The organism is Sinomonas atrocyanea, from assembly GCF_030812675.1.
GTDB lineage: Bacteria > Actinomycetota > Actinomycetes > Actinomycetales > Micrococcaceae > Sinomonas > Sinomonas atrocyanea_B.
This window is the reverse complement of sequence record NZ_JAUSTE010000008.1, coordinates 178,612-201,033: the sequence shown is the minus strand read 5'-3', so window position 1 is coordinate 201,033 and position 22,422 is coordinate 178,612. Positions and strand designations below refer to the sequence as shown.

Annotated in this window: 21 protein-coding genes; 4 read left to right on the top strand and 17 right to left on the bottom strand. The window is 70.5% G+C overall.

Annotated elements, in window-relative coordinates; translation table 11 throughout:
- Positions 1-34: 34 nt before the first annotated feature.
- Positions 35-835: a molybdate ABC transporter substrate-binding protein gene (gene modA, locus J2W20_RS12875; RefSeq protein ID WP_307007040.1), complete on the bottom strand. Its 801-nt coding sequence runs from the start codon at positions 833-835 to the stop codon at positions 35-37.
- Positions 832-1,239 carry a TOBE domain-containing protein gene (locus J2W20_RS12870; RefSeq protein WP_307007039.1) on the bottom strand — a complete coding sequence of 136 codons (408 nt, stop codon included), beginning with the start codon at positions 1,237-1,239 and terminating at the stop codon, positions 832-834. Before J2W20_RS12870 ends, modA begins: the two co-directional genes overlap by 4 nt.
- 157 nt (positions 1,240-1,396) lie before the next feature.
- On the opposite strand from J2W20_RS12870, the gene J2W20_RS12865 reads away from it, so the two are divergent.
- Both J2W20_RS12865 and J2W20_RS12860 read left to right on the top strand, forming a co-directional pair.
- The gene (locus J2W20_RS12865; RefSeq protein ID WP_307007038.1) at positions 1,397-2,227 is read left to right on the top strand and encodes an HAD-IIA family hydrolase; all 831 of its coding nucleotides are present in this window, start codon (positions 1,397-1,399) and stop codon (positions 2,225-2,227) included.
- Positions 2,228-2,343: 116 nt separating this feature from the next.
- Positions 2,344-3,102 carry an SDR family NAD(P)-dependent oxidoreductase gene (locus J2W20_RS12860; protein ID WP_307007037.1) on the top strand — a complete coding sequence of 253 codons (759 nt, stop codon included), beginning with the start codon at positions 2,344-2,346 and terminating at the stop codon, positions 3,100-3,102.
- A 64-nt stretch (positions 3,103-3,166) separates the two neighbouring features.
- Here the strand turns inward: J2W20_RS12860 and J2W20_RS12855 are convergent, their stop codons facing one another.
- Genes J2W20_RS12855 through lhgO form a run of 3 tightly spaced genes read right to left on the bottom strand, consistent with a single transcriptional unit; the run spans position 3,167 to position 6,024 of the window.
- A complete protein-coding gene (locus J2W20_RS12855) occupies positions 3,167-4,168 on the bottom strand; it encodes a thioesterase domain-containing protein (protein WP_307007036.1) in 1,002 nt (333 codons plus the stop codon).
- A 37-nt stretch (positions 4,169-4,205) separates the two neighbouring features.
- Positions 4,206-4,784, bottom strand: a complete 579-nt coding sequence (gene pyrE, locus J2W20_RS12850) for an orotate phosphoribosyltransferase (protein ID WP_307007035.1) — start codon at positions 4,782-4,784, stop codon at positions 4,206-4,208.
- A 37-nt stretch (positions 4,785-4,821) separates the two neighbouring features.
- Positions 4,822-6,024 (bottom strand): L-2-hydroxyglutarate oxidase, encoded by a 1,203-nt coding sequence (lhgO, locus tag J2W20_RS12845; protein ID WP_307007034.1) that lies wholly within the window; start codon positions 6,022-6,024, stop codon positions 4,822-4,824.
- Positions 6,025-6,155: 131 nt separating this feature from the next.
- Between lhgO and J2W20_RS12840 the strand changes: the two genes are divergently transcribed.
- Entirely contained in the window at positions 6,156-7,772 is a 1,617-nt protein-coding gene (locus tag J2W20_RS12840; protein ID WP_307007033.1) for a stealth conserved region 3 domain-containing protein, read from the top strand.
- A gap of 12 nt (positions 7,773-7,784) precedes the next feature.
- On the opposite strand, the gene J2W20_RS12835 is transcribed toward J2W20_RS12840, so the two are convergent.
- The 12 genes from J2W20_RS12835 to J2W20_RS12780 all read right to left on the bottom strand — a co-directional run bounded on the left by J2W20_RS12835 (position 7,785) and on the right by J2W20_RS12780 (position 21,209).
- A complete protein-coding gene (locus J2W20_RS12835; protein ID WP_307007031.1) occupies positions 7,785-8,759 on the bottom strand; it encodes a phosphodiesterase in 975 nt (324 codons plus the stop codon).
- A 177-nt stretch (positions 8,760-8,936) separates the two neighbouring features.
- A complete protein-coding gene (uidB, locus tag J2W20_RS12830) occupies positions 8,937-10,364 on the bottom strand; it encodes a glucuronide transporter (protein WP_307007030.1) in 1,428 nt (475 codons plus the stop codon).
- 47 nt (positions 10,365-10,411) lie between these two features.
- On the bottom strand, positions 10,412-12,061 hold the full coding sequence (uidA, locus tag J2W20_RS12825) for a beta-glucuronidase (RefSeq protein ID WP_307007029.1): 1,650 nt from the start codon (positions 12,059-12,061) through the stop codon (positions 10,412-10,414).
- Positions 12,045-12,251 (bottom strand): hypothetical protein, encoded by a 207-nt coding sequence (locus J2W20_RS12820; RefSeq protein WP_307007028.1) that lies wholly within the window; start codon positions 12,249-12,251, stop codon positions 12,045-12,047. The genes uidA and J2W20_RS12820 overlap by 17 nt, the downstream gene beginning before the upstream one ends.
- Before the next feature lie 123 nt (positions 12,252-12,374).
- Entirely contained in the window at positions 12,375-12,887 is a 513-nt protein-coding gene (locus tag J2W20_RS12815) for a gluconokinase (RefSeq protein ID WP_307007026.1), read from the bottom strand.
- Positions 12,884-14,113: a D-mannonate dehydratase ManD gene (manD, locus tag J2W20_RS12810; RefSeq protein ID WP_307007025.1), complete on the bottom strand. Its 1,230-nt coding sequence runs from the start codon at positions 14,111-14,113 to the stop codon at positions 12,884-12,886. The genes J2W20_RS12815 and manD overlap by 4 nt, the downstream gene beginning before the upstream one ends.
- A gap of 93 nt (positions 14,114-14,206) precedes the next feature.
- Entirely contained in the window at positions 14,207-15,526 is a 1,320-nt protein-coding gene (locus J2W20_RS12805; RefSeq protein WP_307007024.1) for a mannitol dehydrogenase family protein, read from the bottom strand.
- Between the two features lie 26 nt (positions 15,527-15,552).
- A complete protein-coding gene (uxaC, locus tag J2W20_RS12800; protein WP_307007023.1) occupies positions 15,553-16,974 on the bottom strand; it encodes a glucuronate isomerase in 1,422 nt (473 codons plus the stop codon).
- 49 nt (positions 16,975-17,023) lie between these two features.
- Positions 17,024-17,881, bottom strand: a complete 858-nt coding sequence (locus J2W20_RS12795; RefSeq protein WP_307007022.1) for a sugar phosphate isomerase/epimerase family protein — start codon at positions 17,879-17,881, stop codon at positions 17,024-17,026.
- Positions 17,878-18,804: a carbohydrate ABC transporter permease gene (locus J2W20_RS12790; protein ID WP_307007020.1), complete on the bottom strand. Its 927-nt coding sequence runs from the start codon at positions 18,802-18,804 to the stop codon at positions 17,878-17,880. The genes J2W20_RS12795 and J2W20_RS12790 overlap by 4 nt, the downstream gene beginning before the upstream one ends.
- Positions 18,801-19,829, bottom strand: a complete 1,029-nt coding sequence (locus J2W20_RS12785) for a carbohydrate ABC transporter permease (protein WP_307007019.1) — start codon at positions 19,827-19,829, stop codon at positions 18,801-18,803. Before J2W20_RS12785 ends, J2W20_RS12790 begins: the two co-directional genes overlap by 4 nt.
- Positions 19,830-19,856: 27 nt before the next feature.
- Entirely contained in the window at positions 19,857-21,209 is a 1,353-nt protein-coding gene (locus tag J2W20_RS12780; RefSeq protein ID WP_307007018.1) for an ABC transporter substrate-binding protein, read from the bottom strand.
- A 141-nt stretch (positions 21,210-21,350) separates the two neighbouring features.
- On the opposite strand from J2W20_RS12780, the gene J2W20_RS12775 reads away from it, so the two are divergent.
- Complete coding sequence (locus J2W20_RS12775; RefSeq protein ID WP_307007017.1) at positions 21,351-22,391, top strand: LacI family DNA-binding transcriptional regulator; 1,041 nt, start codon at positions 21,351-21,353, stop codon at positions 22,389-22,391.
- Positions 22,392-22,422: the final 31 nt, after the last annotated feature.

Sequence of the window (22,422 nt, the reverse complement as noted above, 5' to 3'; positions counted from 1 at the left end):
CTGCGTTGAGGGGTCACCTCCCTGCGCTGAGGGGTCACGGCGCGCCGAAGCCGGCATCGGCCAGCACCTTCCGTCCCTCGGGGCCCGCGACGTAGTCGGCGAACTCGTGCGCGAGCTCCTTGTCCTTCGCGTCGCGCAGCACCGCGATGGGGTAGCGGTTCACCGCGGACGCGGCCTCGGGGAACGGCACGGAGGCGACCTTCCCCCCGGCTCCGCGCGCGTCGGTGACGTAGACCAGCCCGGCGTCGGCCTCCCCGGCTGCCACCTTCCCGAGGACGTCGGTCACGTTCGACTCCTGCGACACCGGTGCCAGCGCCACGTGGCCGGCCACCGCGGCCGCCTGCGCCGCCGCCCCACACGGCACCTGCGGCGCGCAGTCCACGAGCTTGAGGCCGGGCCGGGCGAGGTCCGCCAGGCCCTTGATCCCGGCGGGGTTGCCGGGGCGCACGGCGATCGTGAGCACATTGGTGGCGAAGTCCGCGGGGGTGCCGTCGGCCAGCCCGGACCCGGTGACCTTGTCCATGGTCCTCGTGTCCGCGGACGCGAAGAGGTCCGCGGGCGCCCCGTTCGCGATCTGCGCGGCGAGGTCGGAGGACCCGGCGAAGCTGAACGCGACCGTGGTGCCGGGGTGGGCGGCCTGGAACTGCCGCCCGATCGCGGTGAAGCTCTGCTTCAGGGACGCCGCGGCGAAGACCGTGACGGTGCGGGCCGCGCCGTTCCCGGAGGACGCCGCGGGGCCGCCCCCCGCGGTCGTCCCGCCGCAGGCGGTGAGCAGCCCGGCAGACGCGACCGCCCCGAGCACCAGTGCGGCCAGCGTCCTCGCTGCCCGCCTCACAGCGCCCTCCCGCCCGGAGTCTCGACGATCACGGTGGTGGCCTTGACCACCGCCGTCGCCACGGACCCGGGCTCCAGGCCCAGCTCCCGGACGGCCTCGGAGCTCATGAGCGAGACGACGCGGTGGGGGCCGCACTGGAGCTCCACCTGCGCCATGACCTTGTCCACGGTCACCGCCGTCACGAGGCCCACGAACTGGTTCCGGGCGGAGCGCCCCACCCCCGAGGGGTCCGAGGGCGCGGCCGCGATGGCGCGCGCGTGCGCGGCGAGCTCGGCGCCGTCCACCGCGGCGCGGCCGGACTCGTCCTTGTGGGCGCCGAGGGCGCCGGCGTCCACCCAGCGGCGCACGGTGTCGTCGGAGACGCCGGTGAGCCGGGCGGCGTCGGCGATGCGGAGCAGTGCCATGGCGACAGTCTAGAGGGCGTACTTCCGCATCTGCGGAGGAATCCCTTGCATTCTGGAGGCAAATGCGGAAATCAGCCTCAAATGATCGGCGGGATGGAAGACTAAGGGTGCGTCCGCCGTCGTGCGCGCACCCTCCCCCCGACCCGAGGAGCGTTTCATGAGCGAGTCCCCCGACGTCGAGCCGACGCAGCCCGCCGGCCCCGTGGTCTACCGCAGCGGCCAGGAGATCGAATGCTGGCTGACGGACATGGACGGCGTGCTCGTCCACGAGAACCACCCGGTCCCCGGCGCCGCCGAACTCATCCAGCGGTGGGTGGACACCTCCCGCCGCTTCCTGGTCCTGACGAACAACTCGATCTACACCCCCCGCGACCTGGCCGCGCGCCTGGCCTCCTCGGGCCTGAGCATCCCGGAGGAGAACATCTGGACCTCCGCGCTGGCCACCGCGGTGTTCCTCAAGGACCAGATGCCGGGTGCCAGGATCTACGTGATCGGCGAGGCGGGGCTGACCACGGCGCTGCACGAGGCCGGCATGATCCTCACCGACCAGGACCCGGACTACGTGGTGCTCGGCGAGACGCGCACGTACTCGTTCAACGCAATCACCACCGCCATCCGCCTCATCCTCGACGGCGCCCGCTTCATCGCCACCAACCCCGACGCGACGGGCCCCTCGCGCGACGGCGTGCTCCCGGCCACCGGTGCGATCGCCGCGCTCATCAGCAAGGCCACGGGCCGCACGCCCTACACGATCGGCAAGCCGAACCCCATGATGTTCCGCTCGGCCATGAACCAGATCGATGCGCACTCCGAGACCACGGCCATGATCGGGGACCGGATGGACACCGACATCATCGCGGGCATGGAGGCCGGGCTGCACACCGTGCTCGTCCTCTCGGGCATCACGCGGCGCGAGGACATCTCCGCCTACCCGTTCCGGCCCAACCAGGTCCTCGCATCGGTGAAGGACCTCCTGCAGCAGCTCTAGTGTCTGGCCGGTCACCCCTGGGTGTCCGCAACGAGACACCCCCGGACGGAATGCGCATTCATCGCGGTGCGCTGCACTGAGCAGTTGAGAATCCAGCGAAGACAGAGGAGATCGACGTGGCACAGTTCACCGGCAGGGTAGCCCTCGTCACGGGCGGCGGCTCGGGCCTCGGCGAGGCGATCGGCAAGGAGCTCGCGGCCAAGGGCGCGAGCGTGGTCCTGACCGACATCAACCTCGAAGCAGCCGAGCGCGTGGCCAAGGAGATCACCGACGCAGGCGGGACGGCCTCGGCCTTCCGGGCCGACACGTCGAAGAAGGAAGACGCAGAGAAGTCGGTCCAGTTCGCCGTGGAGACGTACGGCAAGCTCAACTACGCCGTCAACAACGCCGGGATCGGCGGGAAGAACGCCCCCACCGGGGAGATCGACCTCGACGACTGGGACAAGGTCATCGGCATCAACCTCAACGGCGTTCTGTACGGCATGCGGTACCAGATCCCGGAGATGCTCAAGGCTGGCGCCGCGGAGAGCGCGATCGTGAACATGGCCTCGATCCACGGCGCCGTCGCGGCCCTCGGCAACAGCGCCTACACCGCCGCCAAGCACGGCGTGGTCGGCGTGACCAAGAACGCTGCCGCCGAGTACGGGGCCCAGGGGCTGCGCATCAACGCGGTCGGGCCCGGCTACATCCAGACCCCGCTGCTGGAGAACAACCTCACCCCCGAGGTGCTGGAGCTCCTCAAGGGCAAGCACCCGCTCGGCAGGCTCGGTCGGCCCGAGGAGGTCGCGCACGTCGTCGTCTTCCTGCTCTCGGAGGACGCCTCGTTCGTCACCGGCGGCTACTACCTCATCGACGGCGGCTACACCACAGTCTGAACCACCCGCGCACGACGGCGGCCGGTCACCCCCTGCGGGTGGCCGGCCGTTCCGTCTGTGCCCCCTACCCGGTCCCGCCTCCGGCTCCTCCCACGCTCCGGGGCAGCGGGAGCAGCTGGGGCAGGAGCCGGTTGAGGACGCGGTTGTAGACGATGCCGCTCCACTGCGGGCTCGCGTGCGCCGGGAAGGCCCCGATCGTCTGCAGGTCCGAGCTCACCATGTTCTTCGCGAACAGCCGCTCCCAGCGGGACCGGGCTGAGGCGTAGTCCACCGTCTGGTCTCCCGGGTTGCCGATGAAGGCCATCTGGACCGTGCCGAGCGAGTCGGTGAAACGGGTGGCGTCCCACTGGTAGATGTACTCCGACTCGCTCTGGATGAGCACGTTGGAGGGCGCGAGCGGGGAGAGCTGCTCGAGGGTCTGGTTGACGATCTGGCCCCACGTGCGCTCGTTCTTGTGCGCCACCCGCTCGCCGAACTCGTACCCGCCGCGCACCACGGACGGGATCCGGATGCCGAGGTCGTACAGGTACACGACCGAGTCGAACCAGCCCTGGTCGAGGACGTCGAACTTCGAGGCCGGCGTCGAGTCGAGGAGGATCACCTCGACCTGGAGGCCGTCCTCGGCCAGCAGCCGCGCGGCGGCCTCGACGGCGACCATCCCGCCGAAGGAGTGCCCGTAGAAGTAGAGGGTGCGCAGGCGCCGCTGGCGGATGTAGACCCGCAGGGTGTCCAGGATCTCGTCCAGGTCGAGGCCCAGGTTGGAGTACCCCACCGCGGCGAGCTGGCCTCGTTCCGACAGGGAGGACCGCAGGGAGGCGAGGATGATCCGCGCCTCCTCCCAGCTCGTCTTGTAGCCGGGGAACAGGATCCAGGACGTGCCGGGGAAGCGCTCCCGTGCGGTGTCGTCGGCGAGGTCGAGCAGCACCGTCTGGCGGCGTCGGCTCTGCACCTCGCGGGTGACGAACAGGTCCGCGGCGAGCAGCGTCGAGGCCGTCGCGCCGCCGAGGAAGGCGCGGCGGGAGAAGGCCTTGACCCGCAGCGCGGCCCGGAGGAGCGCCGGGTCCACGGATGGTCCCCCCACGTCGCTGCCCGGGCCAGGTCCCTCAGTCGAGACCGAGCTCGTCCTTCCCGAACGCGAAGAGGTACGGCACGCCGGCCTCGGCCTCAATGCGCTCCTTCGCGCCCGTGGCGCGGTCCACGATGACGGCCACTGCCGTCACCTCCCCGCCCGCGTTGCGCACGCCCTCGACGGCCGCGAGCGCCGAGCCGCCGGTGGTCGAGGTGTCCTCGAGCACCACGACCTTGCGGCCCTCCACGCCCGGGCCTTCGACCTGCCGGCCCATGCCGTACGACTTCTGCGCCTTGCGCACCACGAACGCGTCGACGGCGCGGCCGGCCTCGCGGGCGGCGTGCATGACGGCGGTGCCCACCGGGTCGGCGCCCATGGTGAGCCCGCCCGCGGCGTCCACCTGGACTCCGGCGTGGTCGATGAGGTCCAGCATGACCAGGCCCACGAGCTGGCTCGCCTCGTGGTGCAGCGTGATGCGCCGCAGGTCCACGTAGTAGTCCGCTTCCTTGCCGCTCGAGAGGATCACCGAGCCCCGCACCACGGCGAGCTCCTTGATGAGCTCCAGCAGGCGGGCGCGGGCGGCGGCGATGTCAACGGGTGCGGCGTCAGTCATGGCACCGATTCTAGTGGCGACGCACGACGGCGCGAGGTCAGGCGGGGAGGGCGAGGCTCCCGACGATGTGCTCCGCGATCGCCATCGAGGAGGTCGCGCCGGGCGAGGGCGCGTTGCGGATGTGCGTGATCCGGCCGCGGCGCTGGATCGCGAAGTCGTCCACGAGGCTGCCGTCCCGGTTCATGGCCTGGGCCCGGACGCCGCGGGAGGCGCCCACCGCCCGCGCGCCGGCGAGCGCCGGAACGTACCGTCCCGCCTCGGCGATGAAGCGCGCGGGCGAGGCGAGCGTGCGGACCTCCCGGGCCGCCGTGGCCAGGTTGCCCGCCGCGAACCGCCAGAAGCCGCCGAAGGACAGCGTGCTGGCGACGTCCCGCACGTCGAGGCCGAGCCCCGCGTACCCCTCGCGGGAGAGGGACAGGAAGGCGTTGGGACCCACGGTCATCTCCCCGTCCACCCGCTTCGTCAGGTGCACCCCGAGGAACGGGTACCGCGGGTCCGGGACCGGGTAGACCAGACCCCGCACCACCTCGCGGTAGGCGGCCTCGAGGACGAAGTACTGGCCGAGGAAGGGCACGATGGCCGGCCCCTCCTCCTCTCCGGACCGGGCGGCGAGGCGGTCGGACTGCAGCCCTGCGCAGGCGATGACCGCGTCGAACCGCTCGCACCCGTGGGCCGTCTCCACGGTCGCGGACGCTCCGGCCTCGGCCACGGCCCGCACCTCGGTGCCGAACCGGACGGACCCGCCGGCCGCGCGCGCGTCGTCGAGGAGGGCCTCGGTGACGCGGGCGTAGTCCACGATCGCCGTCTCGGGCGAGTAGAGCGCGCGCCGGCCGACGGCGTTGGGCTCGATCTCGCGCAGCTCGCCGGCGCCGACCAGGCGCACGCCGGGGACGCCGTTGGCGACCGCCCGCTCGAAGATCCCCTCGAGCCGTGCCTCCTCGCCGGCGTCGAGGGCGACGACGACCTTCCCGCAGGCCTGGTACGGGAGGGCGCGCTCGGTGCAGAGGTCGCGCAGGAGCCCGACGCCGCGGCGGCACAGCCGCGCCTTGAGGCCGCCGGGCTCGTAGTAGAGGCCCGCATGCACGACCCCGGAATTGTGCCCGGTCTGGTGCGCGGCAGCGCGGGGCTCCTTCTCGAACACGGTGACCGCGGCGCCCGGGAAACGGCGGGTGAGCTCGCGTGCGACGGCGGCCCCGATGATCCCTGCTCCCACCACGGCGAACGACTCCCCTGCGCCCACGGTGCTCCTCTCCCCGGCCCGGTCGCCCGGCCGGCCGCTGCTGGGCCCAGCCTAGCGAGGAGCGGGCCCCCGGCGCGGGCCCACGGGGCCTATCATGTGCCGAGAACCCCAATGTTTCCCAGAGGAGGCCAGTGAACACGTCCCCGACGCCTGCCGAGGTCTACCATGCGACTCCAGACACCACGGAACCGGCCCCCGCTGCGCTCGAGGTCACCTCCGCCGAAGCAGGGCGGCGGCTCGCGGACAGGGACGACGTCCTGCGGCACAAGAAGCGCGGCTACGCGCTGGTCAACCGGACGCAGACGCCCCACGAGGCGATGGTGGAGGACCTGCTGTTCGTCCGCGACGTGCTGGACCATGCGGACATCCCCTACCTCCTGGTGCGCGGCAACGACGCGCGCCCGGTGATCGCGGTGGACTGGACCCGGCGCAAGGACCTGCGCCGCGCCCTCGTCGAGGCGTGCCGCGACGAGCCCTTCTACTCCCTGACGGTGGACGCGCGGAAGGACCGAGCACTGCTCGTCGCGGACGGCCGGCTCGCGGAGTCCGGGCAGGCCCGCATGTTCCGGCTCTACCGGCCCCGGATCGAGCCGGCGGGCGGGCTGCGGTACGGCCACGAGACCGGCGTGCAGGTGGAGCTGTGGAAGTGGGAGGGCGAGACCCTCCAGCTGCCCATCGAGAACTCCCTCACCCGGCGCACGCTCCCGCGCAGTGAGGCGGTCCGCGGCACCGTGGAGCGCTTCGGCCGGACCTGGCCGACCATCGAGAACATGTTCGCGGACCACGCGACGGACATCGATTTCACGATCGACATCGTGTTCTCGTGGGTTGACGGCGCGGACCCCGAGCTGCGCCGCTACCGCGAGTCCTTCCTGCCTGGGGTGGTCCACGGCGAGGGCGACGACGCCGACGCCCGCGTGCGGCAGATCAACGAGCTCAAGTACGCCCTGCGCAGCGTGCACATGTTCGCCCCGTGGATCGGGCGGATCTTCATCTGCACCGACTCCAAGCCGCCGGCGTGGCTCGAGACCTCCCACGAGCGGATCACCATCGTCCCGGCCGCGGACCACTACAAGGACCCCTCGGTGCTGCCGGTCTTCAACTCCCAGGCCATCGAGTCCCAGCTGCAGCACATCGAGGGCCTCTCCGAGTACTTCCTCTACTCGAACGACGACATGTTCTTCGGCCGGCCCCTCGGCCCGGACATGTTCTTCTCCCCCGGCGGGATCACCAAGTTCATCGAGGCCTCGACCCGGATCGGGCTCGGCGACAACCACCTCGACCGCTCGGGCCATGAGAACGCTGCCCGCGTGAACCGGCGGCTCCTCTACGAGCGGTTCGGCCGCATCACCACCCGGCACCTCGAGCACACCGCGGCGCCCCTGCGGAAGTCCGTGCTGCTGGAGATGGAGCAGGAGTTCCCCGAGGAGTTCGCCCGGACGGCGGCCGCGCGCTTCCGCTCGTGGGACAGCATCTCGGTCACCAATTCCTTCTACCACTACTACGCGCTGCTCACCGGCCGCGCGGTGACGAAGGTGGGCGCGAAGGTCCAGTACATCGACACGACGGTCCGTGCCGGTCTCGACGCGCTGCCCAGGCTGCTGAAGAAGCGCAATCAGGACTTCTTCTGCCTCAACGACGGCTCATACCCGGAGGTCTCCGGCGAGGAGCGCCAGGAACGGGTGACGGACTTCCTCGAGAAGTACTTCCCGATCCCGGCGCCCTGGGAGCGGCCGGCGGCAGGGTAGCGCCGCGCTGCCTCAGACGGTGGGCAGCATGCCGGTGGCCGGCCCGACCTTCTCGGACGTGGCCCGGCGCGTCCGCCGGCCCGCGCCGTCGTCGGCGGGGAAGGTGATCCCGTGCTCGGCGAGGATCCGCTCGACGTCCTCCGCTGGCACGAACCTGCCCACGGTGTCGCCGCCCGCGGCCGGCACCACCGAGTGGACCACGGAGTCCGCGTACACGTGGACCAGGTTGTACGCCTGGGCGCCGTCGCGGCCGCGCGTGGCCCGCAGGCCCGTGGCCGGGTCGACGGCGGCGGCGAGGTCCTGCGTGTAGCACGTGGCCGAGGCGACGGAGACGGGGATCCCCGCGAACAGTCCCGAGGTCGAGTAGTGCAGGTGGCCGGCGAGGATGGCCCGCACGTCCGAACCGCGCAGCACGTCGGCGAGCGCCGCCTGGCCCCGGAGTTCCACGAGCACCGCGAGCTCCTGCACGGACGGCACCGGCGGGTGGTGCATGGCCAGGATCGTGCCGTCCGGCGCCGGGAAGCTCAGCTCCTCTTCGAGCCAGCCGAGCTGTGCGGGCGAGAGCTCGCCGTGGTGCGCGCCCGGGACGCTCGTGTCGACCACGACGACGCGGAGCCCGTTGATCCAGTGCACCCGGTCGAACGGCTCCGCGGACGGCTCCTCGCCGAGCAGGTGCTCCCGGAGTGCGGGCCGCGAGTCGTGGTTTCCCATGGCCCAGATCAGGCGGGCGCCGAGGGCCTCGGCGGCCGGCTCCGCGATCTCGCGCAGCCGCGTGTACGCCTCCGGCTCCCCCCGGTCCGCGAGGTCGCCGGTGACGATGATCGCCTCGGGCGAGCCGCCGGCGTCGTGCATCTGGGCGAACAGGCGGCGCAGCCGTGCCTCGGAGTCGAGGGAGCCCGCGAGGAGTCCGTCGCCGAGCAGGTGCGTGTCGCTGACATGGAGGAGGAAGTGGCGCGGCCGCGGATGCTCGGCCTGGATGGTGCCCATCGGGACCCTTCTATCGTCTCGGAGTCAGTTTCCCCAGTGCACACATCCAAGGCATCGCGCGGGTGAATGTCCAGTTAACGCGCCACAAACCATGAAACATTGAGGAAGCACAGGGGCGGACGACGGCGGAACGGGAGTTCCGCCGTCGTCCGCCCTTCCGCTGGGGCCGGTTCCGGCTCAGGCCTCCGGCTGCGAGTGCAGCGCGACCGTCTCCGGGTCCGCACCGAGGCCGGCCCCGGCCTGGACGTGCCGCTCGCGGATCTCGGCGACGATCTTGGCGTGCCGCTCGTCGGTGAGGTCGTAGAAGAACATGATCACGCCGGCGGAGATGGCGAGGACGGCGGGGATGAGGCCCGCGGCGATCTGGATCCCGAGCACCGCCTGGGCTGACTGCTGGGCCGCGTGGCCGTTGTAGCCGCCCCACGCGATCGCGTAGCCGGCGAGGGCCCCGCCGATCGCCTGGCCGGTCTTGCGGGTGAACGAGAAGAGCGAGTAGATGATGCCTTCGGAGCGGACGCCAGTCTTCCACTCGCCGTACTCGACCGTGTCGGCCTCGAGGGCCCACACGACGATGTTGACGCCCACCACGCCGGCCATTGCGACCACGAAGCCGAGGAAGCCGAGCCACACGAGGGCGGCCGGCGAGAAGAGCACGATCACGCCGCCCACCACCAGGACGCCGACGAAGGCGATGTACACGGCGCGCTTGCCGGTCCGCGCGACGATGGCGGGCATCACGGCGCCGAGGGCGAGGGTCACGACGAGCTGGACGATCGAGAGCACCGGGATGAGGGCCAGGCTGTGGAGCACGTCGCGGAAGTAGTACACCTGCACGGTGGTCAGCGAGAGGTAGCCGGAGAGGAAGAGCACCGAGGACAGGCACAGCATCAGCAGCGGCTTGTTCCCCTTGAGCGTCTGCATGCTCTGCTTGAAGGAGACCTTGGGGACGTCGCGGACCACCTTCTCGCGGGTGGTGAAGAACGTGAACAGGTACAGGGCCGTGCCGAGGACCATGAAGACGACCGTCACGGCCGTGAAGATCGGCTGGAGGTTGGCCCCCGCCTTGAGCAGCGGGGCCACGAAGATCCCGAGCGCCGAGCCGACCAGCAGCGCCCCGATGGTCCGCGAGGACGCGAGCTTGGCGCGCTCCTTGGGCCGTGGGGTCATGGCCCCGGCCATCGAGCCGTACGGGATGTTCACGAGCGAGTAGGCCAGCCCCAGGGCGGCGTAGACGATGTAGGCGTAGGCCAGCTTCCCGTCCGCGCCGATCTGGGGGATGTGGAAGTTCAGGAACGTGAGCACCATAAGCGGCAGGGCGCCGAACAGGATGAACGGCCGGAACTTGCCCCAGCGCTTCGTGTAGGTGCGGTCCACCATCCGCCCCGCCAGCAGGTCGGAGAAGGCATCGAAGATGCGCACCACGAGGAACAGGGTCCCCGCGGCGGCCGCGGAGATGCCCGCTACGTCCGTGTAGTAGACGAGCAGGAACATCGTGGTGGTGGTGAACGCGAGGTTGTTCGCGGCGTCGCCCGCGCCGTAGCCGATGATGCTCGTCAGGCTGAGCTTGCCGGCCTGCGATGGGGCGGGGGTGGGTGAAGACGTCATTGTCGTGGTCCTTGGTGCTTGCTGTGGTGCGGCCTGGGGCGCGGCGCTCAGGCCTGGGACGTGGTCTTGTTCTGGGTCCAGCGCCGGCGCAGGGCGAAGGCGGCGGCCTTGGGGCGCCGGTCCCGGGTGAAGGCGCCCTTCTTGTTGCCGTCCACGCGCATGATCCCGTTGGACGTGGCGAAGTCGGCGAAGTTCCACACGTGCTCGCCGGCCATCGCGTCGACCCGGTCGAACACGCGGTGGAACATGTCCAGCAGGTCCGCCTGGTACTCCTCGCTCCAGGGCTGGTCGTACAGGGAGTGGAAGCCTGCGAGGGTGTCCGCACCGTACTCGGTCATGATGATGGGCTTGCCGAGCTTGGCGTCCCACGCGCGCAGCTCGGCCTCGAGCGCGGCCTCGGCGGCCACGAGGTCGCCGGTGTTGACGTACCAGCCGTAGTAGCGGTTGAGCATGATGACGTCGAACAGGTCCGTGATGGTGTCCTTGTCCGGCCCATCGAACATGACGTTGACGAAGCCCACGGGACGGGTGGGGTCCAGCTCGCGGGCGAGCGCGGCGAGGGGCTCGAAGTACCCGCGCGCACCCTCCTCGGAGGACTGCGGCTCGTTCGCGATGGACCAGATCACCACGGACGGGTGGTTCTTGTCCCGCGCGATGAGCTCCTCGACGACCTGGCGGTGCGCCGCAGCGGTCTCCCCGTTGACGAAGTCGGGTCCGTAGGTCTTCTTCGCGCCGGTGCCGAAGAACCCGGCGAAGTCGGCGTTGAGCCCCACGGCGGGGGTCTCGTCGATGACCACGATCCCGTGCCGGTCGGCGTAGTCCATGACCTCTTCGGAGTACGGGTAGTGCGAGGTCCGGAAGGAGTTCGCCCCGATCCACTCCAGGAGGGAGAAGTCGTTGACCATGTGGGCGCCGGAGTGGCCCTTGCCGATCGTCCCGTGGTCCTCGTGCATGCCGAAGCCGGTGAAGTAGAACGGCTCGCCGTTGATGAGGAAGTCGGTGCCGCGGACCTCGACCGTCCGGACGCCGAACGTCTGGGTGTAGGAGTCGACCACGGCGGGACCGCCGGCCTCGGCACCCGTGCCGGGATCGGCGTCGTGCGCGAGGACCTCGACGACGAGGCGGTAGAGGTAGCCCTTCCCGGGCTGCCAGCGGACGACGTCGGGGATCGCCACGGTGCCGGAGATCCCCTCGGCGGTGCCCACCTCGGTTCCGCTGTCGTCCAGGACGCGGACGCGCACGGGGTGGATGTCGGCGCCCTCCCCCGCAACGAGGACGGCGTAGTCGACCGTGCCGGTGGTGCCGTCGCCGTCGAAGCCCGCGACCACCGTGGCGTCCTCGACGTGCACAGCGGGGGTCGTGTAGAGGGCGATGCTGCGGTGGATGCCGGCGTAGTTGTAGAAGTCGTGCATGTACGTCTGCGTGCGCCGCCCCGAGGCGTCCTCGGCGACACTGCCGGGCGGGATCGTGGCCTGGATGAGCTCGTTGTTCACGGCGACCGTGAGGCGGAACGTGCTGCCGGCCGTGACGTGGTCGGTGATGTCCGCCTCGAACGGCGTGTAGCCGCCCTGGTGCTCGGCCACGAGGGTGCTGTCGACGAAGGCCTTCGCGCCGTGGGTGACGGAGGCGAAGCGGAGGACGATCCGCTCGCCGGCCCAGCCGCGCGGGACGCGGACCTCGCTACCAGACCCAGCCAACGTGGCTGCGCACGGACGCATCGGCGAAGACATCGTTGTAGCTGGCAGGGACGGCCATCTCGAGGGGCGTCTCCAGCGGCGCGTCCTGCCACCGCCCGCGGAGCCCCTCGTTCGCGGCGTCGACCCGGAAGGCATAGAGCCCGTCGAGGCTCACGAGTTCGCGGGTAGGTCCGTCTTGCGGCTTGAGCATGGTGCTGCACGTCCTTGGGCTGGAGGAATCAGGTCCGGTTCCAGCGTAAGAACGGATGGAAAGTTGCGGCAACCGTTTGCCAAGAATTGCCAAGCACCTTTTCGGCCCAGGGGGCCCGTCGGCTCAGGAGCGGAGCCACTCCGCGGCCTCGCGCGCGATCTGCACGGGCTGCTCTGCGATGTCGAACACCCGGCCGCGCTCGTCCTCCTGCAGCGGCTCGAGCGTGGCCAGCTGCGAGTCCAGGAGCGAGACGGGCATGAAGTGGCCGGGGCGCGCCGCCATGCGCGCGGCGAGGAGCTCCCGCGTGCCGTGCAGGTGCACGAACGCCGTGTCCGGGGCGGCGTCGCGGATCATGTCCCGGTACGCGCGCTTGAGCGCGCTGCAGCCGATCACCATGGTCCCCGAGGCGCCGGCCATCTTCTCCCCGATCAGGCGCAGCCAGGGCTCCCGGTCCGCGTCGTCGAGCGGGATGCCCGCCGCCATCTTGGCGACGTTGGCCTCCGGATGCAGGTCGTCGCCGTCGAGGAACTCCCCGCCCAGCTCTTGGGCGAGGAGCCGGCCCACCGTGCTCTTGCCGCATCCGGAGACCCCCATGGCGACGACGTGGAACGCCCCGCCGTCCGCTGCGTCGGTCACCAGTCGTGCACCGTGCCGTCGATGAGGCGGTTGTACGGCAGGTAGGCCTGCTGGTACGGGAAGGAGTTCGCGGCCTCCTCATTGAAGTCGACGCCGAGGCCGGGCTTGTCCCCGGGGTGGAGGTAGCCGTCCTTGAAGGTCATGGACTGCTCGAAGACGGTGTTGGTCTTCTCGGAGTGCTGCATGTACTCCTGGATCCCGTAGTTGTGGATCGCGAGGCCCACGTGCAGCTGGGCGGCGAAGCCGACCGGCGAGATGTCCGTGGGGCCGTGGAAGCCGGACTTGATCTGGTACTGGGCCGCGTAGTCCATGACCTTCTTCAGCGGCGAGATGCCGCCGAAGTGGGTCGAGGCGGCGCGGACGTAGTCGATGAGCTGCTCGCGGATGAGCAGCTGGAAGTCCCAGACGGTGTTGAAGATCTCGCCGATGGCCAGGGGGGTGGTGGTGTGCTGGCGGACCAGCCGCAGGCCCTCCTGGTTCTCGGCGGGGGTGCAGTCCTCGAGCCAGAACAGGTCGTAGGGCTCGAGCGCCTTGCCGAGCTTGGCTGCCTGGATGGGGGTCATGCGGTGGTGCCCGTCGTGCAGGAGCGGGATTTCGGGGCCGAACTCGTTGCGCACCGCCTCGAACACGGTGGGGAGGTGGCGCAGGTAGGCCCGGGTGTCCCAGTCCTCCTCCTGCGGGTACGCGCCGCGGCCCGCGGGCTCGTAGTCGTACCGCTCCCCCGAGGCCTGCGCCTGGGCGGCCACCCCGTAGACGGCCTTGATGCCCGGGATGGCGGTCTGGACGCGGATGGACTTGTAGCCGAGCTCGAGGTGCTCGCGGATCGAGTCGAACAGCGAGGGAAGGTCTGTGCCGGAGGCGTGCCCGTAGGCGCGCAGCCCCCGGCGGGAAGCACCGCCGAGGAGCTGGTACACGGGCAGGCCCGCGATCTTGCCCTTGATGTCCCACAGGGCCATGTCCACAGCGGCGATCGCGGCCATGGTCACCGGCCCGCGCCGCCAGTAGGAGGAGCGGTAGAGGAACTGCCACGTGTCCTCGATCATGTGGGGGTCCCGGCCGATGAGGAGCTGGGCCACGTGCTCCTTCAGGTACGCGGCCACGGCGAGCTCGCGGCCATTGAGGGTGGCGTCGCCGATCCCGGTGACCCCCTCGTCCGTGGTGATCTTCAGGGTCACGAAGTTGCGCGTCGGGCTCGTCACGAAGACTTCAGCGGAGACGATCTTCATCGTCGCTTCCTTTCACTGGGGCCGGGGGCTCGCGTTCAGCATACTGAGGACGGGTCCATGATGGCAAACGTTTGCCGCAAATTGCCGGGAGGATCACTCCCGGGCGAGCGTGCCGCGCAGGGAGTGGATGCGGTCCACGACGACCGGATCGCCGGCCAGCGCCGGGGCCACGAGCTCCGCGAGCGCCTGGGTGCGCTCCCTGCCCTCGAGCGAGGCCGCCTCGAGGACCCGGTCTTTGAGGGGGTCCTGGAAGTCGCCGGGGGCCGCGGCGGAGACGAAGTCCATCCACACCGCGATCATCCGCGCCGCGGCGACGCCCGTGCGGCCGCCGGCGATCTCGGCCGCCAGCACCGGCACGGCGCGCATGCGCAGCTTGGTGGTGCCGTCGGCGGCGATCTGGGCGAGGTGGTGGGCGATCCTCGGATTGGAGAACCGGCCGATCAGCGCGTTCCGGTAGTCCGGGACGGCGAGCTCGCGCAGGGTCAGGTGCCGGGCCGCCTCGTCCCAGAAGGCCTCCACCGCCTCGCGGCACGCCGGATCGGCCACGGCCTCGGCTACGGTCGTGTGGCCGCGCAGCTGCCCGCCGTACGCGAGGATCGAGTGGGCGCCGTTGAGGAGCCAGAGCTTGCGGTTCTCGAACGGCTCGATGTCCGTCACGAATTGGGCGCCCGCGTCCTCCCAGCGCGGGCGTCCCGCGGGGAAGTCGCCGGCGAGGATCCAGTTCGCGAACGGCTCGGCCACCACCGGCGACTCGTCGCGGTACCCGCACTGCGCCGCGACGAGGGCGACGTCGTCCGGCGTCGTGCGGGGGGTGATGCGGTCTACCGAGGTGCCCACGAAGCTGACGTTCTCCCGCACCCACGAGGCCAGGCCGGTGTCGAGGCCCTCGGCGATGGACAGCAGCGCCTTCTCGGCCACCTCGGCGTTGCCGGCCACGTTGTCGCAGCTCACGACGGCGATCGGCCCGGCTCCCGCCTCGCGCCTCGCCTCGAGTCCGTGGCACAGGCGCGCGAGGGGTGAGTCGGCGTCGTGCTTCTCGTAGACCGCCTCGGTGACGGTGAGCGTGACGATGGCGGTGGCCGGGGCGGCCAGCAGGGCGTCGAGGCGGGCGGTGTCCGCGCCGTCGACCGCCTCGGCGATCGAGCCGACCACCTCGAAGCGGTCGCCGTCGCCGCCGCGCTCGATCAGGGTGAAGAGCCCGTCCTGTGCCGCGAGGACGCGGGCCGCGTCGGGCCGGCGGCCGGTGAAGGAGGCGATCCCCCACTGGGCGGCGTCGGAGGCGTGGGCGGTGAACCAGGCCTGGTGGGAACGGTGGAAGGCGCCGAGGCCGAGGTGCACGATCCGCACCGGGGGCGCCGGGGCGCCGGACCTGCCCAGGAGGGGAAGCACCTCGGTGGAGGCGGTGGCATGCATGGGGATTCCCCTTTCGGGACTGGGAGCTAGAGCTTGAAGACGCGCCGCGGCGACCCGTCGACCAGGTCCACGATGATCTCGTGGGCCCGGCCCTCGGTGATGCGGTGCTCCGCGACGAGCTTCGCGAGGAAGGCCGAGTCCATGCGGCGGCTCATGTTGTGCCGGGCGGGAATCGAGCAGAACGCGCGGGTGTCGTCGATGAACCCCGAGGTCCGGGTGAAGCCGGTGGTCTCGGTGACGGCCGAGCGGAAGCGCAGGATCGAGTCCGGCGCGTCGAGGAACCACCAGGGGGCGCCCACGTACACGGAGGGGTAGAAGCCGGCCAGCGGGGCGAGCTCCCGGCTGAAGACCGTCTCGTCGAGGGTGAACAGGACGAGGTGGAAGTCCTTGGCGGTGCCGAAGTCCTCCAGGAGCGGGCGGATGCCCTCGGTGTAGTGCACCGCGAAGGGGATGTCGTGGCCGGTGTCCGCGCCGAACTTCTCGAACGTCGCGGTGTGGTGGTTGCGGAACGAGCCGGGGTGGACCGTCATCACGAGCCCGTCCTCGACGCTCATCCGGGCCATCTCGTACATCATGTGCGCCTCGAACGCGTCGCGGTCCGCCGCGGTCGCCTCGCCGCGGCGGGCCTTGGCGAACAGCGCCGCGGCCTCCGCGGCGTCGAGCTTGAGCGTGAGCGGCGTGCGGACGCCGTGGTCGGCGGAGACCGCGCCGTTCTCGACGAAGTAGCGGCGCCGGTTCTCCAGCGCCCGGAGGTAGCCCGCGTAGCCGTCGACGCCGTCGCCCGCCTCCGCCGTGAGCCGGTCCACCCGCCCGGCCCACTCGGGGTGGGCCACGTTGAGGTAGGGGTCGGGGCGGAAGGTCGGCAGGACGCGCCCGGTGAACGACTCGTCCTTGGCCAGGAGCCGGTGCGCCTCGAGGGCGTCGAGCGGGTCGTCGGTCGTGGCGAGGACCTCGAGGCCGAAGTCCTTGAAGAGCTGGCGCGGCCGGAAGGACGGCTCGGCGAGCTTCGCCGCGATCGCGTCGTACACGGTGTCCGCCGTCTCGGCGCCGAAGGAGTCCACGGTCTCGGCGGAGAGGCCGAAGACGTGCTCGAACTCGCTGCGGATCCAGTAGCCCGAGGCGGTCCCGTCGAAGAGCGGCCACGCGGCGGCGAAGTGCCGCCACGCGCTGCGCGAGTCCGTGCCGTGGGGCCCGGGGCCCACGCGGAGCTGGTCGAGGCCCACCCCTCCGGCGTGGATGAGCCGGGTGACGTAGTGGTCCGGGCTGACCAGGAGGGCCGTGGGGTCGGGGAACGGGGTGTCCTCCGCAAGCATCTCCGCGGGCACGTGGCCGTGCGGGGAGATGAGCGGCAGGTGCTCGACCTCGGCGAGCAGCTCGCGCGCAATCGCCCGGGTTCCGGGGTCTGCCGGCAGGAGGCGGTCCGGATGGGTGGCGATGGACTGGCTCATGGGTGCTTCTCTTCTCTGTGCGCTGGTCTGTCGGTCTCTCGCGGCGCTGTCAGCCCGCTTCGACGCCGGCGGCCTCGAGGACCTTCGCGAAGGCCCGGGCGGCCACCCCGAAGGCGTAGGGCCCACTGAACCCGCCCAGCGAGAACGCCTCGGCCAGGTGCGGCTCGAGCGAGGCGAAGCCGGTGTACCCGCTGTCGCGCAGGGCCTCGACCGTGCGGAGCACCTCGCCGTCGCCCTCCCCAGCGGGGACCACGCTGCCGTCCGCGAAGAGCGCGTCCTTGACCTGGAGGTAGACCACGTGCGGGCGCAGGAGCTCGTAGCCCTCGGTGAACGGCTTGACGCCGACCTGGACGAAGTTCGCGGGATCCCACGCGAGCTTGAGCGCCGGAGAGCCCACGCTCGTGACGATGTCCGCGACGCGGGACGGGATGTCGCCGAAGATGTCCTTCTCGTTCTCGTGCACGAGCGTGACGCCCGTGCCCTCCGCGCGCCGGGCGAGCGCGGCCATGCGCTCGATCACCGCCTCGCGGACCTGCTCGGGGGCCTTCCCCTCGTAGTAGAAGGAGAAGATGCGGATGTAGGGGGCACCGAGGACTTCCGCGGCGCGGAGGGCCCGGCCCAGGCGCTCGACCTCGTGCTCGACGGGCAGCTCCACGTCCACCTTGCCGATCGGCGAGGCGATCGCGGAGACATTCAGGCCTGCCTCGTCGAGGACGCCCTTGAGTTGGGCCAGCTGTTCCTCGGACAGGTCCACGATGTTGGTGCCCCACGCGCTGCGGACCTCGATGTGGCTCGCGCCGAGGGCCCGCATGACCGCGGCCTGGACGCGCGGGTCGTCGTCGATCTCGTCGCCGAACCCGGACAGGTCCCAGCGCAGTGCCGCTGCTTGGCTTCCCTGGATGCTCACTTCACTCCTCCGGCGGTCAGGCCGCCCACTAGGTACTTCTGGAAGAACAGGTAGAGGATCACCACCGGGGCCGCGCAGACGAGCGAGGCCGCCATCATCTGGCCGTAGAACGGGATGGCCCCGCCCTCCGTCCCGGTGGCGAAGATCTGCAGCGCGACGGCTGCGGTCTGGGTGTCCGGCCGGGTCATGACCGAGGCGAAGAGCACGTCGTTCCAGCCGAGCAGGAAGGCGAAGATGGCGGAGACGATGATCCCGGGCCAGCTCAGCGGCAGGATGATCCTGGTCAGGATGCCCAGGTTGCTGGCACCGTCGATCCTCGCCGCCTCCTCGAGTTCCTTCGGCAGCCCGCGCAGGTAGGTGACCATGACCCAGGTGGAGAACGGGAGCGCGAACGTGAGGTACGTGACGATGAGGCCCCAGCGGGTGCCGATCACCGTGATGCCCAGGGTGGTGGCTGCCGAGGAGAACAGCACGAACACCGGCAGGACGAGCAGGGTGCCCGGCACGGACTGCAGGCCCAGCAGGGCGCGCAGGATGGTGAGGCGGCCGAAGAACTGGTACCGCACGAGCACGTAGGCCGTCCCGATGGCGAGGACCGCGGAGATGACCGCGGTGGCTCCGGCGGCGATGATCGAGTTGGTCAGGGCGTTCGCGAGGCCCACGCTGGACCAGATCTTCGAGTAGTTCTCGAGGGTGAACTCGGCCGGCCAGAAGTCGCCGCGGGCCACGGAGATGTCCGAGTTGATGCTCGCGAGGAAGATGTACAGCAGCGGTGCCAGGACGAACAGGCCGATCGCCGCGATGACGAGCGCGATCACCCACACGGGCAGGAGGCGGGTGACCTCCGACTGCTGGCGTGAACCCGGCCTGTCGACGAGGCCGCCGGGGGTGACGGCCCTGGTGGCGGACTGTGAGAGGGTCACTTGCGGCCTCCCGGGGCTTCGGCGTCGTCGAGCTTGACGGCGCGCAGGTAGATGAACAGCGGGATGAGGATGAGGATCAGCGAGACGACCGCCATGGCCGCGCTGAGACCGAAGCGGAAGCTCTGGAAGCTCGTCACGTAGGTCAGGACGGGCAGGAGCTCCACATCGTGGGGGGCGGGGATGCCGAAGAGGACGAACGGGAGGGTGAAGTTGTTGATGTGGTTGAGCATCCCGATGATGAAGGCGAGCGACACCGGGCCCTTGAGGTAGGGGAAGACCACGTACCGCAGCTTGGTCCACCACAGTGCCCCGTCGAGGGCGGCGGCCTCGTGCACCTCGTGGTCCACGGACTGCAGGCCCGCGAGGGCGAGCAGGTAGACGAACGGCCAGGACGCCCAGAGCTGGACGAAGATGAGGGCCCAGTACGTGTTGGGGCCGTTGAGCCACAGCCCCGGATCGATCCCGAAGGCGCCGAAGGAGTGGTCCACCACCCCCTGCGGCTGGAACATCGTGCGCCACACGGTCGCCACGACGAACGAGGGCAGCACGTACGGAATGAGGAAGACGGAGCGCACGACCGCGCGGCCCCTGAAGGCGTTCTGCGTCGCCACGGCGGCCGCGATGCCGATCGGCAGCGCGAGGACGGTGGCGATGAACGAGTAGGAGACGCTGAGCCAGACGGCGTGGAACAGCTCGGTCTGGGTGACGGCCTCGATGTAGTTGGCGGCACCGATGAACGGCGCGGAGACCCACTTGCGCAGCGTGTACTGGTCGAGGTCGAGCGCGGACATGAAGATGCCCAGGGCGAGGGGGACCAGGATGACGATGGTCATCAGGATGCCTCCGGGCAGGAGCATCCACAGGGGACGGTTCCGCTCGGAGAGGCCGCGTCGGCGCGGAGGGCGCGGGGTGCGCTCCTCGCGGACGGCGGCGCCCGGATCGGCGGGGTGGGGGCGCCGGGCGCCCCGGCCGGCCGCGGGTACGGCCGGCCGGGTCTCCGGCTTCGGGGTGCTTGCAGTGCTCATGTCAGTCACGCGGGAGGTCCCGCTCTCTCACTTGGCCCTGTCGAGGGACTGCTGGGACTTGGTCTGGGCGTCCTTGATGCGCTGGCTCAGAGCGGCATCCGAGACGTTCCCCGAGGCAAGGTCGGGCAGGGACTGCACCGTCACGTTGAGCAGGGCGAGCTGGATGTCGCCCCACGCGCCGGTGAACGGGGTGGCCTTGGACTCCTTGGCGGACTGGGTGCTCGCCGCCATGTGCGGGGCACTGCCCAGCGAGGCGAGGGCGTCCGCGTTGGCCGGCAGGTCGCCGAAGGTCTTCTGGTAATTGAGCTGCTCGTCCTTGCTCGTGACGAGGTTGACGTACGCGAAGGCCAGGTCCTTGTTCTTCGAGTAGTCGGCGACCACGAGGTTGTCGCCGGACAGGATCGAGGCCGCCGGCTGGTCGGACTTCGACGATGTCTCACCGGGCGCCACGGTCGGCATGAGCGAGTACTCGAACTTGTCCTTGATCGCGGACTTCTCGAGCGTCGGCAGCGAGGTCGTGGTCGTCATGAGGAAGTAGGCAGACTTGCCGGACGCGAAGTCCGCGAGCGCCTGGCTGTTGCTCCAGCCCACGGCAGCAGGGTTGACCACCTTGTCCTTCGTGAGCCAGCCGAAGTAGGTCTGGTAGGCCTTCTGGACCGTCGGGTCGTCGAGCTTGGCGGTCTTGCCGTCCACGAGGGGGTTGCCGGCCTGCACCGACATGGCCCAGATGTACTTCCAGGGATCGAAGTTGTCCTTGTAGGCCACGGCCATGCCGTACTGGCCCTTGGCCGGATCGGTGAGCTTCTTGGCCTGGTCGAGCAGTCCGTCCCAGGTGGTGGCCGGCTTGTCGATCCCTGCCGCCTTGAGGAGGTCCTTGTTGTACGCCATGATGAACGGCCGGCTCACGAACGGGATGCCCGCGAGGTGGTCCTTGTCCGGGCCGGAGATCCCGAGCGCGGCCTGGTTGAAGCGGTCCTTCCCGCCGACCTTCTTCCAGTCGTCATCGGAGAGCGTGACGAAGGCGTTCGTGGCATAGGCGGTGGGGGTGAAGGTCGTGCCCAGCGAGTACACATCCGGGCCCTGGCCGGAGACCACAGAGGTCTGGATCCGGGTGAGTTCGTCGTTCGCCGAGGTGAACGTCTCGAACTTGAGGTCTGCGCCGGTCTGGTCCTTGAACTTCTTGGCGGTGTCCGTGAACCACTGCTTCTGCTGCTCCGGGTAGTTCGTGTTGACGTTCACGAGGACGTCGAGCGTCTTGCCCGCCCCGTTCACCGCCCCGCCGGACGACGAGCCTCCACTCGACCCCGAGCCGCACGCGGCGAGGGCGAGGGACGCCATGACAGCGAGCGATGCCACCGTGGCCGTGCTGCGGATTCGCATATGTCTCCTCCTTGAGTACGTTGCGAGCCAGGACGCACTGTGATCCAGCTCACTGGCCCTTCCCATGACCCTCAGCCTAGGAAGAGGAGAACACACCGGCAAGCGATTGCCAAAAGTTGCCAGTGCTGCTGGAATGGAGCCATGAGTGACACGAGCGCCCCCCCGGCAGCCTCCGAGGGCGCCGACCAGCGCATGCCGACAATCCGTGACATCGCCGAGCGGGCCGGCGTGGCGACGTCGACCGTCTCGCGCGCCCTGTCGAATCCCCAGCGGGTCAACGCCCGCACCCGGGAGCGGATCGAGAAGATCGCCGCGGAGCTCAACTACGTGCCCTCGACCCAGGCGCGGGGGCTCAGCTCCGGCCGCACGGGAGCCATCGCCGTGCTCGTGCCGGACGTCACGAACCCGTTCTACTTCGACATCATCCGGGGCACCCAGAACCAGCTCAAGGCGGCCGGCTACACCCAGCTGCTCGTCGACACCGAGGAAGCCACCGACGTCGAGCTCGACGCCCTCCGGAGGCTGCGCCGCACCTCGGACGGGATCATCCTCGCCGCCTCCCGCCTGACCGATGCGCAGCTCGCCGAGGTGGCCGGCAGGCAGCCGCTCGTCACCATCAACCGGGCGACGGCGGACGCGCCCACCGTGCTCATCGACACCCCGGGCGCCATGGTGCAGGCCCTCGAGCACCTGGCCTCCCTCGGACACACCAAGGTCACCTACGTGGGCGGCCCGACCAGCTCCTGGTCCACGCACCGCCGGTGGCAGGCCATCCAGGAGGCCGCATCCCGCCGGAACATCGAGGTCACGCGGATCGGCCCCTACGCGCCCAAGACGCTCTCCGGGGCCGCGGCCGCGGACGCCGCCCTGGGCACCGGCGCCACCGCGTTCATCGCGTTCAACGACCTGATCGCGATCGGCATGCTCCAGCGCTTCCGCGAGCGCGGCGTGCGCGTTCCCGAGGACGTGAGCATCGTGGGGTGCGACGACATCTTCGGGGCGGACTTCTGCAACCCGCCGCTGACCACGATCTCCTCGCCCATCGAGCAGGCGGGCCGCACCGCGGTGTCGATGCTGCTGGCCCAGCTCGATCCGCTTTATGGCGGCACGCCGCGCAAGCTCGCCGTCATGCCCACCCATCTCCAGGTGCGCGCCTCGACAGGGCCGGCGAAGCTGGCCTGACACGCGCCGGAGGGCGGCCCGGCGCGCTGGC